13 protein-coding genes are annotated in these 16,587 nt (G+C 42.0%); 2 read left to right on the top strand and 11 right to left on the bottom strand.

Translation table 11 applies throughout. The annotated features are described in order from the left end of the window. Window position 1: 1 nt before the first annotated feature. From I6G42_RS02510 to I6G42_RS02495, 4 genes are read right to left on the bottom strand one after another with little or no spacing between them, the layout of a single operon-like run. Window positions 2-823, bottom strand: coding sequence for a PTS system mannose/fructose/sorbose family transporter subunit IID (locus I6G42_RS02510; protein WP_038804279.1), 822 nt, complete (start codon window positions 821-823; stop codon window positions 2-4). Continuing rightward, window positions 810-1,715, bottom strand: coding sequence for a PTS mannose/fructose/sorbose/N-acetylgalactosamine transporter subunit IIC (locus I6G42_RS02505; RefSeq protein ID WP_038804280.1), 906 nt, complete (start codon window positions 1,713-1,715; stop codon window positions 810-812). The genes I6G42_RS02510 and I6G42_RS02505 overlap by 14 nt, the downstream gene beginning before the upstream one ends. A 26-nt stretch (window positions 1,716-1,741) precedes the next feature. After that, window positions 1,742-2,218, bottom strand: a complete 477-nt coding sequence (locus I6G42_RS02500) for a PTS sugar transporter subunit IIB (RefSeq protein WP_000156968.1) — start codon at window positions 2,216-2,218, stop codon at window positions 1,742-1,744. Beyond that, the gene (locus tag I6G42_RS02495) at window positions 2,215-4,002 is read right to left on the bottom strand and encodes a glycoside hydrolase family 35 protein (protein ID WP_038804281.1); all 1,788 of its coding nucleotides are present in this window, start codon (window positions 4,000-4,002) and stop codon (window positions 2,215-2,217) included. The genes I6G42_RS02500 and I6G42_RS02495 overlap by 4 nt, the downstream gene beginning before the upstream one ends. 316 nt (window positions 4,003-4,318) lie before the next feature. Between I6G42_RS02495 and I6G42_RS02490 the strand changes: the two genes are divergently transcribed. Both I6G42_RS02490 and strH read left to right on the top strand, forming a co-directional pair. Then, window positions 4,319-5,035, top strand: a complete 717-nt coding sequence (locus tag I6G42_RS02490; protein WP_001007187.1) for a GntR family transcriptional regulator — start codon at window positions 4,319-4,321, stop codon at window positions 5,033-5,035. 299 nt (window positions 5,036-5,334) lie between these two features. Beyond that, the gene (strH, locus tag I6G42_RS02485; RefSeq protein ID WP_038804282.1) at window positions 5,335-9,330 is read left to right on the top strand and encodes an LPXTG-anchored beta-N-acetylhexosaminidase StrH; all 3,996 of its coding nucleotides are present in this window, start codon (window positions 5,335-5,337) and stop codon (window positions 9,328-9,330) included. A 54-nt stretch (window positions 9,331-9,384) separates the two neighbouring features. On the opposite strand, the gene purB is transcribed toward strH, so the two are convergent. The 7 genes from purB to purD all read right to left on the bottom strand — a co-directional run bounded on the left by purB (window position 9,385) and on the right by purD (window position 16,584). Further along, window positions 9,385-10,683, bottom strand: coding sequence for an adenylosuccinate lyase (purB, locus tag I6G42_RS02480; RefSeq protein WP_038804283.1), 1,299 nt, complete (start codon window positions 10,681-10,683; stop codon window positions 9,385-9,387). Window positions 10,684-10,871: 188 nt separating this feature from the next. Next, window positions 10,872-12,599 (bottom strand): serine/threonine-protein kinase, encoded by a 1,728-nt coding sequence (locus I6G42_RS02475; RefSeq protein WP_038804284.1) that lies wholly within the window; start codon window positions 12,597-12,599, stop codon window positions 10,872-10,874. Window positions 12,600-12,757: 158 nt separating this feature from the next. Beyond that, window positions 12,758-13,507: a hypothetical protein gene (locus tag I6G42_RS02470; RefSeq protein WP_038804285.1), complete on the bottom strand. Its 750-nt coding sequence runs from the start codon at window positions 13,505-13,507 to the stop codon at window positions 12,758-12,760. Window positions 13,508-13,513: 6 nt separating this feature from the next. Then, the gene (gene purK / locus I6G42_RS02465; RefSeq protein WP_038804286.1) at window positions 13,514-14,605 is read right to left on the bottom strand and encodes a 5-(carboxyamino)imidazole ribonucleotide synthase; all 1,092 of its coding nucleotides are present in this window, start codon (window positions 14,603-14,605) and stop codon (window positions 13,514-13,516) included. Then, window positions 14,592-15,083: a 5-(carboxyamino)imidazole ribonucleotide mutase gene (purE, locus tag I6G42_RS02460; RefSeq protein ID WP_038804287.1), complete on the bottom strand. Its 492-nt coding sequence runs from the start codon at window positions 15,081-15,083 to the stop codon at window positions 14,592-14,594. The genes purK and purE overlap by 14 nt, the downstream gene beginning before the upstream one ends. A gap of 27 nt (window positions 15,084-15,110) precedes the next feature. Then, on the bottom strand, window positions 15,111-15,227 hold the full coding sequence (locus I6G42_RS10290; protein WP_080641271.1) for a phosphoribosylaminoimidazole carboxylase: 117 nt from the start codon (window positions 15,225-15,227) through the stop codon (window positions 15,111-15,113). A gap of 94 nt (window positions 15,228-15,321) precedes the next feature. Continuing rightward, window positions 15,322-16,584: a phosphoribosylamine--glycine ligase gene (gene purD, locus I6G42_RS02455; protein WP_038804288.1), complete on the bottom strand. Its 1,263-nt coding sequence runs from the start codon at window positions 16,582-16,584 to the stop codon at window positions 15,322-15,324. Between the last annotated feature and the right edge of the window lie 3 nt (window positions 16,585-16,587).

The raw sequence follows: 16,587 nt of genomic DNA, 5'->3' as shown, positions 1-16,587 counted from the left end.
ATTATGCGCCCATTCCAAGCAAGAATTTACCGATGAATGAAAGACCTACAGCAAGAACGATAATGATACCGATCGCTTTAGTAGAGTTCATACCTTTCTTACCAAGCAACCAGAAGATAAAGGCAGTAAAGATTGCTGGAAGCAAACGTGGGAAGATTGAGTTCAAGATGTCTTGGAAGTCAATCATCTTTTCACCGATTGGCAATTTGTAAGAAATCTCAAAGTTGATCATTGTTGCTACAAGAGCACCCATCATGAAGACACCAAGTACAGATGCAGCGTCAATCAAAGCTGTCAAGGTACTTTGCATGTTGTTGATAAGGTTAACCCCTTCTTTATAGGCAAATTCCAATTGTTTCCAACGGAAGATGTCATAAGCAACTGCAACTGCGATCCAAAGGAAGATACCCCATGGTTGGCCAGCGATCGCCATAGTTGCTGCGATAGATCCCATGATAGCAGGCACAAGTGAACCAAAGATAGTATCTCCAAGAGGAGCGAATGGTCCCATCAAACCTGTCTTGATACCGTTAACGGCGTCTTTTGCACCCACACCATCTTTTTCTTCCATGGCAAGGTCAAAACCAGCGATAATGGTATGGAAGAATGGTGAGGTATTGAAGAATTGAGTATGAACTTTCATCATTTCTTTCAATTCAGGAGTGCCATCCCCATACATTTTACGCAACTGAGGCAAGATCATGTAAAGGTAACCAGAAGCTTGCATACGTTCGTAGTTCCAACCTAATTGGAAAGTAAACAAGCTACGTTTGTTGATTTGATTAAAATCTTCTTTTGTAAGTTTGTAATTAGAATTCGTCATCTTCGATTTCCCCACTTTCTGATGGTGTAGAAGGTGCTGCTACAGCTACTTTTTGGCTATTTTTGAAGTGAAGCACTGCTAGGAAGATACCTACGATAGAGATACCAATCATAGACAATCCTTTGAAGTTGTTAGCAAAGCCAATCTTTTCAGCAACATCAGCAGGAAGAGTACCAAGGATACCCGCAACAGCGCCACCAAGACCTGTTACATATGAGTAAAGAACAGTCAACATAGCTGTCAAACCGAATCCCATTGCAAGGTAGTGAAGGTTACGTTTAACTGGAAGGTAACGAAGCAAGATTGCAAATCCAAGACCTGGAAGCATACGACCTGCAAGTGTCAAACCGTCTGCAACCCATTGGTATTCTTTAACAAGGTCTACTACTGATTGTACGAAAGCACCACCAAAAGCAAGAGCGAAGAATACTGGAAGGGCACGTGAAAGAGCCCATGGAAGCGCACCAAGTAGGTAGTTGCGTTCGATACCTTTGTAGTCAAAGCGTTCGATCGCAGCATCAATACGGTGCGCAAAGAAAGTAGTTGTCATACGTCCAAGAACGTCGAAGTATGTCAAAAGTGCTGCTACTGGTACAGCGATTGTTGTAATCGCAAGATCTGTATCAATACCTTGAGAGATAGAGAATGCTGTTGCAAGAACCGCACCAGAAGTTGCGTCGATACGAGAAGCACCACCGAAGGTACCAACCCCGAGAACGAACAACTGCAAGCTACCACCGATAAACAAACCAGTTGTCACATCTCCCATGATCAAACCAGTAATGAAACCAGCGAATACAGGGGAACCTGCAGATGAAACGATTGTCAACTCATCACAGATTTGATAAGCTGAGTACAAAGTGAGAAGTAAAATTTGCCACCATTGTATCATAACAATGACCTCCTAAAAATTTTTTCCTATTTTAATAAGCTCAAAAAGTCTGAAACTGGATCATTTGGGACCATTTGAGCAGTGAGTTTCACACCTTTTTCTGCTAGTTTGTGGAAATCTTCCACATCCTTGTCTACCACGTTGATAGAACGTGTGATAGAGCGAGTTTCTGGTGTTTGAGACATATTGCCGACGTTGAGTGTTTCAAGCGGAACACCTGCTTCGACCAAACCAAGGAAACGGTCTGGTTTACGTGCAACGATAAAGAGACGTTGGCTATCGTATTTACCAGCAAGGATATTCGCTGCTGCTTTCTCAACTGGCAAGATACTGAGTTTCACACCTGGTGGTGTCGCAAGTTTCAAACCACTCTTTTCAATATCGTTGTTAACGACTTCATCGTCTACAACCATAATGCGCGAAACGTTTAGTTTCCCAGCCCAAAGATTGGCTACTTGACCGTGGATCAAACGTCCATCGATACGGCATCCTACAATTGTCATAAGTTTTCCCCCTTTATGTGTTTTAGTGTAGGTTTACGAGTTAAATGAATCTCTTCTTTATATTCACCTTCAGTTTCAAAGATGATGATGCGGTTAGCACCTTCCTTGAGATAACTATGAGGGATATAAAGTGAGAGGGTCGGGCCGACATTCCAGAAACGTCCTAGGTGACGCCCGTTGACAAAGGCAACTCCCTTACCAAACTCAGACAAGTCTAAGTAGGTATCCTTCGGCTCTTCAACAGTAAAGTCGAAAGCGTAAAAGGCTGGTTGTCCTTCTGTCCATCCTTTTGAAAAATCAATTTTCTCAGGATTATCCAATGGTAGTGGATATTGTTCCCAATTCAGTAAGAAATGTAGATCCTTGCAGACACCTGTACGAATTCCTTTACGCTGCGTATCTGCCAAGAACTTATGTCCGTAGTTGACACGCCCCATATTTTCAATCAGGATGTCAATCTCTGAAAAGCCTTCTCGGTTGCCCTGACAGTAGATATCTTCACCAATCTCTGTCTGGTATTGAGTAGCAATCCATTGACCATCTACAAAAAGTTGAGCTCGGTCACGTCCATCGATGATACGGAGGCGTTCCTCTTCTGCATCCCAACTTGCCTCAGTGCGGTAGAGAAGGTAGCCATAACTTTGACCAAGTTCTTCCATCGCTTTTGGATAGAGGCTTTCAGTAGGACTAGAGAGACTGTCCAGAGTTTCAAACAAGGAAACTTTTTCGACTAGTGGAATGGATTCCATTTCCATGCTTTCCTTATAGAGTGGTTCCAACTGTGGATACTCTGGGAAGTGTGTTGCCATCATCTTCTTGACTGCTAAGTATTTAGCAGTTGGATTTCCTTCTTCATCGAGAAGGGCATCATAATCATAAGATGTAACTTGAGGCAAGTCCAAAGTTCCTCGAGCCGAGCAACCATTCATGAAACCAAAGTTTGTCCCTCCATGGAACATATAAAGGTTAATCGAACCTTGCTCCAAAACCTCTCGAACAGCTTCTGCCAATTCTTTAGGATCCCGTGTGATGATAGGTTCTTTCCAACGGTTGAACCAGCCATCCCAGAATTCCATACACATGAGTGGCCATTTCTTGCCATACTCATCAAAGAATTCCTGCATCTGTGAAAAGTTGTACGGAGCTTTAGAACCGAAGTTTCCTGTCACAAAGAGGTCGTCTTCGATCAAGGTTCCGGCTTTCAGAGTAGCCCTCCATGGACCATCTGAAGTAAAGAGTGGGCAATCAATCCCTCGGTCTTCCATCAATTTCCGAATGGCTCGTAGATAAGACTTATCTTCTCCATAAGAGCCATATTCATTTTCGACTTGCATCATGAGAATGTTTCCGCCATTATCCAACAAGCGAGGTACAAGCCTTGGCAATAATTGGTCATAATAGCGAGCAACAGCCTCTATGTAGGCTGGGTCGGACGAGCGGATTCGCATGTCCTTGGTCAAGAGCCAAGCCGGCAAGCCACCAAATTCCCATTCTGCACAGATAAATGGAGACGGGCGTACAATAGCATAGAGACCCAGATCTTGTGCAATTTGAAGAAATCTCTCCAAATTTCTGGCACCTTCAAAATCAAACTCCCCTTCAACAGGTTCGTGTAAATTCCAAGCCACATAGGTCTCGACTGTATTAAAGCCAAGCGCCTTTAAGTTATAGAGAGAATGATACCAATCCTCTGCTGGAATCCTAAAATAATGAATGGCGCCGGACAAAATCTTGAACGGTTTTTCGTCTAAATAGAAATCGTCCTCAATTTTAAATCTTGTCATGTTATTACCTCTGACGAATTAAGTTTGCGCTTTCATTTATTATAATATTAACTATAATCAAATCTTTTGCATTTGTCAATAGGTTTTAGAAAATTCTTTAAAATTTTTCTATTTTTTTACTTCTTTTTTACCAAAATTATCTAAAAAATAGCATGAAATGAGGGCTTTTGCATGACCTCTGTTTTAATGGCGCTTTTATATATGTGCAAAATAATATTTTTAATGTATTATGTTATTTTTTCATCTAAATGCTACTATTTTCTTTGTGTTTGTGGTAAAATCAAAGAAGGAGAAAGAAAAAAATTGAGGTGCAATTATGGCTATTCCAAAATACCAATATATTAAAGACGAACTCAAGAATAAAATCATCTCAGGTCAATTTGCGAGTGGAGACAAGTTTTATACTGAAGCAGAGTTGATCGCCATGTATGATGTCAGTTCTATCACAGTTGTTCGTGCCTTGAACGACCTTGCCAAAGATGGCTATATTGTCCGCCAACAAGGAAAAGGAACTTTTGTTTCACGCGCTCGTAAGCACAAACTCGTTGAGTTTTCAGATGTGGAAATTTTTGAAACAAAGGACGATAAGGTAACTGTCCTTTCTATCGAACGTGGAAATAAGCTTGAATATTTGGAAAAACTTGGTTTGCGTGGAGACCAGTTCTACTACAAGATCGAACGGACACGTCAAACTAACGGTGTGACCTATATCTACCACACTTCTTATATTCCCGAACAATATATCAATGCCAACTATCCAAATCTTGACTATTATAGTTCTATCTATAAACGTTTCAAATTGGATTACCGCATTCACATGACTGATGAGCATTTTGAGGAAATCAACGAAATCGCATTCCCAACACCCGAGCATGCTGCTTCTACGTTGGGAATTGATACACAATTTCCAACTGTCTTCCAAACAAAGACGACAAAACTTGAGGCCACTGGCCAAGTCCTTGCCTATAGTGAAACTTATAAGCGAGCTGACTACTACAAAATCAAATTCATCTCGTGTGATCGAGGTCATTAAGAAAAAGCTTGAGCCTAGCTCAGGCTTTTTCTATGTTCATTATAGCATGCACCATTTAGTATGAACATATGACGAAGGGTAATTCTTTAATTAGTAGTGCTTTTACTAAAAACAAGTTAAATATTAGCTAGATTTTCCTTGTTTTTAGTTTTTTGACAATTTTTTCCTAAATCTTATGATTTCCTCCATTTATTATAGTTCTTTCATAAAGCCGCTTGACTTTTTATATCTTAGATAATAAAATAAAAACAGTTTTGTGTAAACGCTATCATACAATATAATAACAGGGAGGTTTTATCATGAAACTAGAAAAGAAACAGCGCTTCTCCATTCGTAAGTACGCGATTGGAGCAGCTTCTGTACTCATAGGATTTGCTTTTGGTACCCAAGTCGTGTCTGCTGACAGCGTCACTCCAACACCAGAAAATCCAAGCGCAGCTCAGACTGCTCAAGGAGAATCACAGACAGCTGAGACATCAGTTGAAAGCAAGCTTGAAGAAAGAGTTGAAGCAAAGGGAGCTTCAGCCACAATCGCTCCAACAGTCGAAAAAACTGAATCCCCAGCAGTTGCAGAAAAAATTGACGAGACTCCAGTCATTGAAAAAGCTACTCCTGTTTCAGAAGAAAACTCAGAACCAGTAAAAGCCGACGAAGACAAGAAAAATGAAACCGTCACACCTGCAGTAACCGCTCCGAGCACTGAACGAGCAAGTCAAGTAAATGAAAAACTGGCAAAAAGAAAAATGATCTCAATCGATGCTGGACGCAAGTACTTCTCACCTGAGCAACTCAAGGAAATCATCGACAAAGCTAAACACTACGGCTATACTGACCTCCATCTCTTAGTCGGAAATGATGGCATGCGTTTCATGCTGGACGACATGACAATCAAAGCCAATGGAAAAACCTATGCCAGTGAAGATGTCAAACGTGCTCTCGAAAGCGGAACTGATGCCTACTACAAGGATCCAAACGGCAACCATTTGACAGAGAGTCAAATGACGGATTTGATTAACTATGCCAAAGATAAAGGTATCGGACTAATCCCAACAGTCAACAGCCCTGGCCACATGGATGCGATTTTGCATGCCATGAAAGAACTAGGCATCCAAAAACCAAACTTTACCTACTTTGATAAGGAATCTGCTCGTACCGTTGACCTTGATAACAAAGAAGCAGTTGCATTTACCAAGGCTCTGATTGACAAGTATGCCGCTTACTTCGCTGGCAAATCTGATATTTTTAACATCGGACTGGACGAGTACGCCAATGATGCTACAGATGCTAAAGGCTGGAGCGTTCTTCAAGCTGATAAATACTATCCAAATGAAGGATACCCTGTAGGAGGATATGAAAAATTTATCGCCTACGCTAATGACCTTGCTCACATCGTCAAATCTCACGGCCTCAAACCGATGGCCTTCAACGATGGTATCTACTACAATAGTGATACTAGCTTTGGTACTTTTGACAAAGACATCATCGTTTCAATGTGGACTGGTGGATGGGGCGGATACGACGTCGCTTCTTCTAAACTTCTAGTTGAAAAAGGCCACCAAATCCTTAACACCAACGATGCTTGGTACTATGTTCTAGGACGAAATGCAGATGGTCAAGGCTGGTACAACCTCGACCAAGGACTCAGTGGTATCAAGAACACTCCAATTACTTCTATACCAAAATCTGAAGGAGCAGATATTCCATTCATCGGGGGTATGGTAGCTGCTTGGGCGGACACCCCATCTGCACGCTATTCACCATCACGCCTCTTCAAACTTATGCGTAGCTTCGCAAATGCCAATGCTGAATACTTTGCTGCCGACTATGAGTCTGCTGAGCAAGCCCTTAAAGAAGTACCAACAGACCTTAACCGCTATACTGCAGAAAGTATCGCAGCTGTAAAAGAAGCTGAAAAAACCATTCGCTCACTCGATAGCAACCTCAGCCGTGCCCAACAAGACACCATTGATCAAGCAATCGCGAAACTCCAAGAAGCTGTCAGCAATTTGACCTTCACACCAGAAGCTCAAAAAGAAGAAGACGCGAAACGCGAAGTTGAAAAACTTGCCAAAAACAAGGTAATCTCCATCGATGCTGGACGTAAGTACTTCACGCTCGACCAACTCAAACGCATCGTAGACAAGGCGAGCGAGCTCGGCTACTCTGATGTGCATCTTCTCCTAGGAAATGACGGACTTCGCTTCCTCCTTGATGACATGACCATCACAGCTAACGGAAAAACTTATGCAAGTGACGATGTCAAGAAGGCCATCATCGAAGGAACAAAAGCTTACTACGATGATCCAAACGGAACCACTCTTAGTCAAGCTGAAATCACTGAATTGATCGAGTACGCAAAATCAAAAGGCCTCGGACTCATCCCTGCGATCAACAGCCCTGGCCACATGGATGCCATGCTCGTCGCTATGGAAAAATTGGGTATCCAAAATCCTCAAGCCTACTTTGATAAGGTTTCAAAAACGACCATGGACCTTGAAAACGAAGAAGCTATGAACTTTACAAAAGCCCTCATCGGTAAGTACATGGACTTCTTTGCAGGCAAGACTAAGATCTTTAACTACGGTACAGACGAATACGCCAATGACGCTACCAACGCTCAAGGCTGGTATTATCTGAAATACTACAATCTCTATGGCAAGTTTGCTGAGTACTCTAACACCCTTGCTGCCATGGCCAAAGAAAGAGGCCTTCAACCAATGGCCTTCAACGATGGTTTCTACTACGAGGACAAGGACGATGTTGAGTTTGACAAGGATGTCATCATCTCTTACTGGTCTAAGGGATGGTGGGGTTACAACCTTGCAACGCCTCAGTACCTAGCAAGCAAAGGCTATAAACTCCTCAACACTAACGGAGACTGGTACTACGTGCTAGGTAATCACAAACCAGACGAAGCCTACCCACTATCAAAAGCACTTGAAAACTCTGGCAAAGTACCATTTAACCAGCTTGCATCTACCAAATATCCTGAGGTAGACCTTCCAACCGTCGGAAGCATGCTTGCTATCTGGGCAGACAAACCAAGTGCTGAGTACAAGGAAGAAGAAATCTTTGAACTCATGACTGCCTTTGCAGACCACAACAAAGACTACTTCCGCGCTGACTACAATGCTCTCCGTGAGGAGCTTGCTCAAATCCCTACTAACTTGGAAGGATACAGCAAAGAAAGTCTCGATGCCCTAAATGCAGCTAAAGAAGCTCTCAACTACAACCTCAACCGCAGCAAACAAGCCGAGTTAGACGCTCTCGTAGCCAAGCTCAAAGCAGCCCGCCTAGGCCTCAAACCAGCGGCAACTCACTCAGGAAGCCTCGATGAAAACGAACTAGCTGCCAACGTTGAAACCAAACCGGAACTCATCACAAGAGCAGAAAAGATTCCATTTGAAGTTATCAAGAAGGAAAATCCGAACCTCCCAGCTAAGCAAGAAAAGATTGTCACACCAGGTGTAGAGGGTGAACGCACTCATTACATCTCTGTCCTTACTGAAAATGGTAAACAAACAGAAACCGTTCTAGATAGCCAAGTAACCAAAGAACCTGTGACCCAAGTGGTTGAAATCGGTGCCCCTATTACTCACAAAGGGGATGAAAGTGGTCTTGCTTCAGCTGCCGAAGCGAAACCGAGACTAGATATCCAAGAGGAAGAGATTCCGTTCACTACTGTGACACGTGAAAATCCACTCTTACTCAAAGGGAAGACTCAAGTTGTTACTAAAGGCGCTAACGGTCGTCGCAGTCATTACTACTCTGTCAGCACTACTGCTGACGGTAAGGAAGTGAAAACTCTTGTAGATAGCCTTGTAACCCAAGAAGCAGTGACCCAAGTTATTGAAGTCGGAACCCTTGTAACCCATGTAGGGGACGAACACGGTCTTGCTCCAGCCGCAGAAACAAAACCTAGACTGGACATCCAAGAGGAAGAAATTCCATTTACTACTGTGACACGTGAAAATCCTCAATTACCAAAAGGACAAACACAAGTTGTTACTAAAGGAGCTAACGGCCACCGTACTGCCTTCTACTCTGTAAGTACTACTGCTGATGGAAAAGAAGAAAGAACTCTTGTCAATAGCGTGGTAACACAGGAAGCGGTCACTCAGGTTGTCGAAGTCGGAACTGCCGTTGAGAAAGCTGAGCAAACTGCACCAACTACTGTCAAAGCACATGAAAAACAACTCCCTGCAACAGGCAGCCAAGATTCTGCAGGCTTGGTCGCAGCAGGACTCATGGCGACTCTAGCAGCCTACGGACTGACTAAGAGAAAAGAAGACTAAGATTCTTCTAAGAGAATACGAAAAAGCGAGATTGAATCTCGCTTTTTTTTGTGATTAGTCACCCAGTCCGATACGTTCGAAGATATCATCCACTCGTTTGGTATAGTATGCCGGGTTGAAGATTTCATCGATTTCATCTTGAGTGAGGCGAGAAGTTACCTCTGGATCTGCTTCGAGAAGTGGTTTAAAGTCTACTTGATTGTCCCAAGAGTAGGCTGTTTTCGGTTGAACAAGGTCGTAAGCTTGCTCACGCGTCATACCTTTTTCAATCAAAGTCAACATGGCACGTTGGCTAAAGATCAGACCAAAAGTCGAGTTCATGTTGCGGATCATGTTTTCTGGGAAGACTGTCAAGTTCTTGACGATATTCCCAAAACGGTTGAGCATATAGTCAATCAAAATAGTCGTATCTGGTGTGATAATACGCTCAGCTGATGAGTGAGAAATATCACGTTCGTGCCAAAGAGCAACATTTTCATAAGCTGTCACCATGTGACCACGGATAACACGCGCAAGACCTGTCATATTTTCAGAACCGATAGGGTTGCGTTTGTGAGGCATTGCTGAAGAACCTTTTTGACCTTTGGCAAAGAACTCTTCCACTTCGCGTTGCTCAGACTTTTGCAAACCACGGATTTCAGTCGCCATACGCTCAATTGAAGTCGCGATGCTAGCAAGAACTGCAAAGTACTCAGCGTGAAGGTCACGAGGAAGGACCTGTGTAGAGATTTCTTGGGCACGGATACCAAGCTTGTCGCAGACGTATTTTTCAACGAATGGAGGGATGTTGGCAAAGTTCCCAACCGCACCAGAAATCTTACCAGCTTCCACACCAGCAGCCGCATGCTCGAAACGCTCGATATTGCGCTTCATTTCGCTGTACCAAGTCGCCAATTTTAGACCAAAGGTTGTCGGCTCAGCGTGCACACCATGGGTACGACCCATCATGATGGTGAACTTGTGCTCCTTAGCCTTGTCAGCGATAATATTGAGGAAATTTTCAAGGTCACGACGGATGATGTCGTTGGCTTGTTTGTAGAGGTAACCGTAGGCCGTATCCACCACGTCGGTAGAGGTCAAGCCGTAGTGCACCCACTTACGCTCTTCGCCAAGAGTCTCAGAAACCGCACGTGTGAAGGCCACCACATCGTGGCGAGTCTCCTGCTCGATTTCCAAAATGCGGTCGATGTCAAAGTCCGCCTTCTCGCGAATCAAAGCCACATCTTCCTTAGGGATTTCCCCCAACTCAGCCCATGCCTCGTCAGCCAAGATTTCCACCTCAAGCCAAGCACGGTATTTATTTTCTTCACTCCAAATGTTCGCCATCTCTGGGCGGCTATATCTTTCAATCATGTTTAAGATATTAAGGGCGTTAAGCGGACACAGTCAAAATAGGAGTTTAGACTAAGAAGCGTCAGCTTCTAGGAAAACTATCTTTTTGACCAAATCCGTACCCCGTATTCAGTTTTAAAGGATACGGAGCCCTTATTCCTTTCTATATTTTTAGTTTATTTTGAGCGTTTAAATAACTGTTGAAAATTTTAATTTATTTTCTTAAGACCAAGTACCTTTGCCAAAAGTGAATCAATATCCCAAGAGATACTTAAATCCACAATAATTTCACCATCAATGACTCTAAACTTTTGAATAATATCATCATTAAAATCTAACCACAAACTACGATTTGATTCTATTTTGTTTCTTGCAAAATCTTTAAAATTTTCAAATTGATGTTCATTTGCAAATATAAATCTGATAGTTTCATCATCAAGATAATCATATGACACATCCCACCTGTTTGCAAGCTCTTGGCAAATCAATTTAATATTTTCAGATTGTTTTTTATCGAATGCAGTATCTCTTCTATACAAAAATGACTCTGTCTCATTGCCAGCTACCGCTCTATCCCAATTTATCAAAATATTGTCTTCTAATTCACTCTGTTCAATACCCAGTTCTAATAAAAATATCCTTAACCAAAGTATTGGTGCATCTTCTATGTGGTAAAACAGATTATCATACATCCATTTTTCATCTTCAATTTGTGTTAGAATCTCTTCAGCATGATAATCTAGACATGCTGAAAAATATTTTTTTATTTGTCCATAAATCCTACCTGAAATCATATATATATTGAGAACTGCCTCTAATCTATCATGAAGACCTTTATACTCACTTTCGTTTAGAAATGAAAGTCTTGGCCCCTCTGGATATGCAGTTTCATAAATAAATTTTTTTCGACAAACATCCAAAATTTTATAACCAGCAGCTAAATTTTTTAAATAAGGAGAAACACTAAAACTAATGTTTTTATGATAATTTAACTCATACTGTTTAGTGATATCATCATCTAGCTTAAATTTAGTCGCAAAATAAACATCTTTACTAGCTTGACTTAAAATACTTCCTAGTTCTTCTGGAGATAAATCTTCTGGAGATCCGTCCGTCAAATCACAACTAAGGTAATCTAAGTCTTCAAACAGAGTTTCTCTAGCCTCTTTCAACAAACTTAAAGCACAATTGATACCTATTCTTTTTTCAGCATCTTGCCTTAACATCTTTTTGACTATATTGTCAAGTTCAAATAAAAACGGATACTCATCACTTATTAACCGAGGATTGTCACCGTGAGCGACTCTCTTAGTAAAGCACTCATTAATAATTAGTCCAAATGAATAAATGTCTGCTGCTTGAGTCACATTTTGAGCATTACCTTTAATATATTGTTCAGGAGCCAGATATACTCTGTTATTTAACAAATCATTTTTCTTAGTTAGATTAGAATCCTTAAAATGTGCAATACCAAAATCCGTTAAAACTAAATGTCCGTCATCTGCCGCAACCAATACGTTTTCTGGCTTTAAATCCCGGTGTATAATACCTTTGCTATGAATGTACTTTAAAGCTTCTCCCAGTTCAATGATAATGTTAAAAATCTGCTCATAATCTAATAATTGGGGAATGATCTTTTTTAAATCATTTTCATAGAATGGCATAACACTGTACTGAACTTCTCCACCATCAATCAATAATTCTCCATAAATAGGTTTTATAATATTGTGATGATTTAATTTTTGAACACTTTCAATTTCCTGTTTATATCTTTTAATTCTATCCGTTCTTAAATCTTTAATAACTTTGATAGCATAAAGATTTTGTCCTTTTTCTGCTTTGTATACAGTACCTTCGCCACCTTCTTTTGGATCTTCATCACTAACAGTATAACCAAGATTTAAAAATTCTTTTTGTAATTTTTTTAATTTCACCATTTATTCAAACCCTTATTTTTCAATCCACACAGATGGATAGCGATCTAATGTATTCAAATATGTATACAGCGGTAAATCATAAATTACTGCAATCCTATCCCTTTCGACGAAAATAAAAAATACGTTAATCCATAAAAACTAAATTTATTCAATACTTTCTATTTACTGACAATATAGTCACAAATATGAATATTTTTAGCAACTTCAGGATAGTCTACCCCAAAATACTTTCGATTGATACTACAATATCCTTTGCCATCAACTTTATAAATATACTTACACACTTCTCCTGAAAGTGTTGTAAAGAATAAAGTGATCGTCTCTGGAACGTGATTAAAATTAGGCTTGTTACCTAAGATATGTTGATGTATCTCTTCTTGATGTGCTTTCGAGATTACATATAATCTTTGCTCCGCATTTAATTTTGGTATCAGCTCACCGTCCAAACTTTCCCCAAATAAGATGCGAATATTAAATATAGGTTGATTGTTAACAATTTCAAGAGATAAAATTTTATCTCTTTTATCCTTATTAGAATAAGATTCTTCAAAACTATTAGCTGCTACATACTGTTTGTTATTTTCTGATTTTCTTAGATGAAACCAATATTTATCATCAAAATATACTCTACAGTTTGGCTTGATAAGCTGATAATCATTGCTTAAAATCAACTCTGGTCGATACTTACGTAATTCCTTTTCTTCTTCGAGCGATAATTGTAGATGAACAACAATCAATGAGATTACAATTCCAGCGACACTTCCATAAAAACTCAACCAATCACCTAATTTGGAATTCAAATAATTGGAAAAAGTTCCGATAACAACTGAGAAAAAGGGACCAGATGCCATCACTAGTAACAATAAACATATCAATTGTTTTGTGTTATTTTTAAAATATTTTTTCATATTTCCTTAAAAATCAATCCCTTTCCCAAACTCAACCACACTATCCGGCGTATCACTAAACAAAGTCACGTGTCCCATCTTGCGGTTGTGCTTCGCTTCTATTTTACCATACATGTGGAGGTGGGCGCTTGGATTTTCTGTGACATATGTTTCAGCAGCTTCGACATGTTGGCCGAGAACATTGAGCATGACGGCTGGCGCATGTAATTTAATTTGTGGCAACGGTGCTCCCAGAACGCCCAAAATATGAGTATCGAATTGCGAGAAGTCACAAGCTTCAATTGAATAATGCCCTGAGTTATGTGGGCGAGGGGCAATCTCGTTGACAATAATATCATCAGCCGTCGCAAACATTTCCACGCAGAGAGTTCCAGACAAGTTGAGTTGTTCTGCAATTCGCACTGCCATTATTTTTGCCTTATCTGCTAGACTATCAGAAACGCGAGCTGGCACGATAGTCTTAGACAGAATATTGTTGCGGTGGATATTTTCCTGAACTGGGAAAACTGTCACATCCTTGCCATTTCCTGATATGATGACAGAAATTTCAAGGTCAAAGTTGACGAATTCTTCCAAGACGCAGTCTGCTGAGTCGGCTAGTGCACGGGCTTCTTCCAAGTCTTCTTCTGAGCGAATAACCTTCTGACCATGGCCATCGTAGCCACCAGTCGCAGTCTTGAGGACATAGTTTTTCGATAGGTCAATATCTGCCAAGTCTTGGCTTGAAGTCACAACCTTGTAGGGTGCCACAGTGACTTGTGCCTTGTTTGAGAGGAAGTCCTTTTCAAAAATGCGATTTTGAGAAATGCGAAGCAGATCTGTTCCTTGTGGGAGCTGTCCATCCCTGATAACCGCATCCAGACCGTCAGCGTCGACATTTTCAAACTCATAGGTGAAGACATCGCATCGCTCAGCTAACTGACGGAGGGCATCCACATCGTTATAGGGAGCCACGATGATTTCCGCTACACGAGAGGCCGGGCAATCCGCCGCAGGATCCAGCGCGATAACCTTGTGCCCCATGTAGATAGCAGAAATGGCCATCATCTGACCAAGCTGACCACCACCGATAATTCCTATTGTTTTAGATGAGCTCATTTGTAGACTCCTCTGCGATTTTTCCTTGCTCCTCTGCGAAATCCGCCAAAGCTGTCGCGATAGCCTGATCCTCTACTGACAGGAGACGGAGGGCAAAGAGTGCCGCATTTGTCGCACCTGCTTCACCGATAGCCATTGTCGCCACAGGCACGCCACCCGGCATCTGTACGATAGAGTAGAGCGAGTCCACACCGCTAAGAGCACGCGATTTGACAGGTACACCGATGACAGGAAGGGTTGTTTTGGCTGCGACCATTCCTGGCAAATGGGCTGCGCCGCCCGCACCTGCGATAATGACCTTGATACCACGACTGCGGGCTTCTTCGGCATGCTGAAACATGAGGTCGGGCGTGCGATGGGCAGAGACGACTTTCTTTTCGTAGGCAACACCGAAGCGATCTAAAACTTCAGCTGTTTTTTGCATGGTTGCCCAGTCGGATTTTGAGCCCATGATGATGGAAATTACTGGTTTAGTCATAATTTTTCCTTTTCTTCCTTTCAACAATCACCTTAGGTTGTGAGGGACGGCAGCAGCCACCAAAGGTGTTTCATGCCTAAATCGGAAGCCCAAGGTCTTCCGATTTCCCTGAACGATTGACTTATAATCCAATCGTTCTTTCACAACGGCGGTGATTGCTCTATATTAGCTCGCTAATGCTCGCAAGTCAAACGACCATTATCGTATTTGGCGACTTCGTCGCGTTATTCTTATATCTTTACTTAATAGCCTTGCTTCCGATATCTGTTCGGTAGAAGAGGCCTTCTGTGTTTTGTTGGGCGAGTTCTTTGTAGATGATATCTTGGGTTTCTTTGACGGTGTCTGCTGTGGTGACAAGCATATAGACACGTCCGCCGTTTGATAGCAGTGCTCTGCTATTCTCCGCAAACTTAGCCCCTGCATAGTAAGTGATGATGTCGCCCTCGGTCTTGGTTGGAAGCTTGACACCTTTTTCATAGTCTAGCGGGTAACCCTTGGATGCGACAACCACACCCAGAGTCACACCCTTATCCGTCCACGTGATGTTTGGCTCCTTGCCATCAAGAATATCCGTGATATTTTGTGCAAAGTCAGATGTCAAACGAGGCAAGATGATTTGCGTTTCAGGGTCTCCAAAGCGTGAGTTGAACTCGATGACTTTCGGTCCATCAGCTGTCAAGATAAGCCCCGCGTAAAGCACACCAAGGTAGGGACGCCCTTCTTTGATCATGCCTTCAAGAACCGGCTTGACAATAGTGTCAACAGCTGTGTCAACCACGCTCTGTGGCAAGTGAGGAACTGGCGCATAAGCTCCCATACCGCCCGTGTTAGGGCCCTTGTCGCCATCGTAAGCACGTTTGTGATCCTGAGCCGTCGGCATAATGTAGAACTTGTCCCCATTGACAAAGGCAAAGAGTGAAAACTCTTCCCCGTCAAGGAATTCCTCGATGACCACACGCGCACCAGAATCACCGAATTTATTGTCTAAAAGCATCTCGTGAGCGGCTTCTACTGCTTGCTCAACCGTTTCAGCAACGACAACACCTTTCCCAAGCGCCAATCCATCCGCCTTAACAACGGTTGGAGCGCCTTTCTCTTCGATGTAAGTCTTGGCCTCCTCGAAATCTGAAAATGTGCCATAAGCTGCTGTCGGAACGTCATATTTGACCATGATTTCCTTAGCAAAATCCTTGGACCACTCCAGCTCCGCTGCAGCCCTAGTCGGACCAAAGGCCTTGAGCCCAGCATTGTTAAAATCATCCACGATTCCAGCGGCAAGAGCATCATCCGGCCCAATGAATGTCCAAGCGATACCGTTGACCTTTGCAAACTCAATTAACTTAGAATGTTCGGAAATAGAGATATTTATCAATTCCAGACCATCCAGAGTCATTCCGTCATTTCCAGGAGCTACAAAGACCTTTTCAACGTCTTTTGATTCAAGCAACTTCTTAGCAATCGCATGTTCACGACCACCCGAACCGACAACTAACAGCTTCATCTT

The organism is Streptococcus oralis (genome assembly GCF_016028255.1).
Taxonomy (GTDB): domain Bacteria; phylum Bacillota; class Bacilli; order Lactobacillales; family Streptococcaceae; genus Streptococcus; species Streptococcus oralis_AC.
The sequence above is the reverse complement of the archived record's forward strand: the minus strand, read 5'-3'. Positions and strand labels throughout refer to the sequence as shown.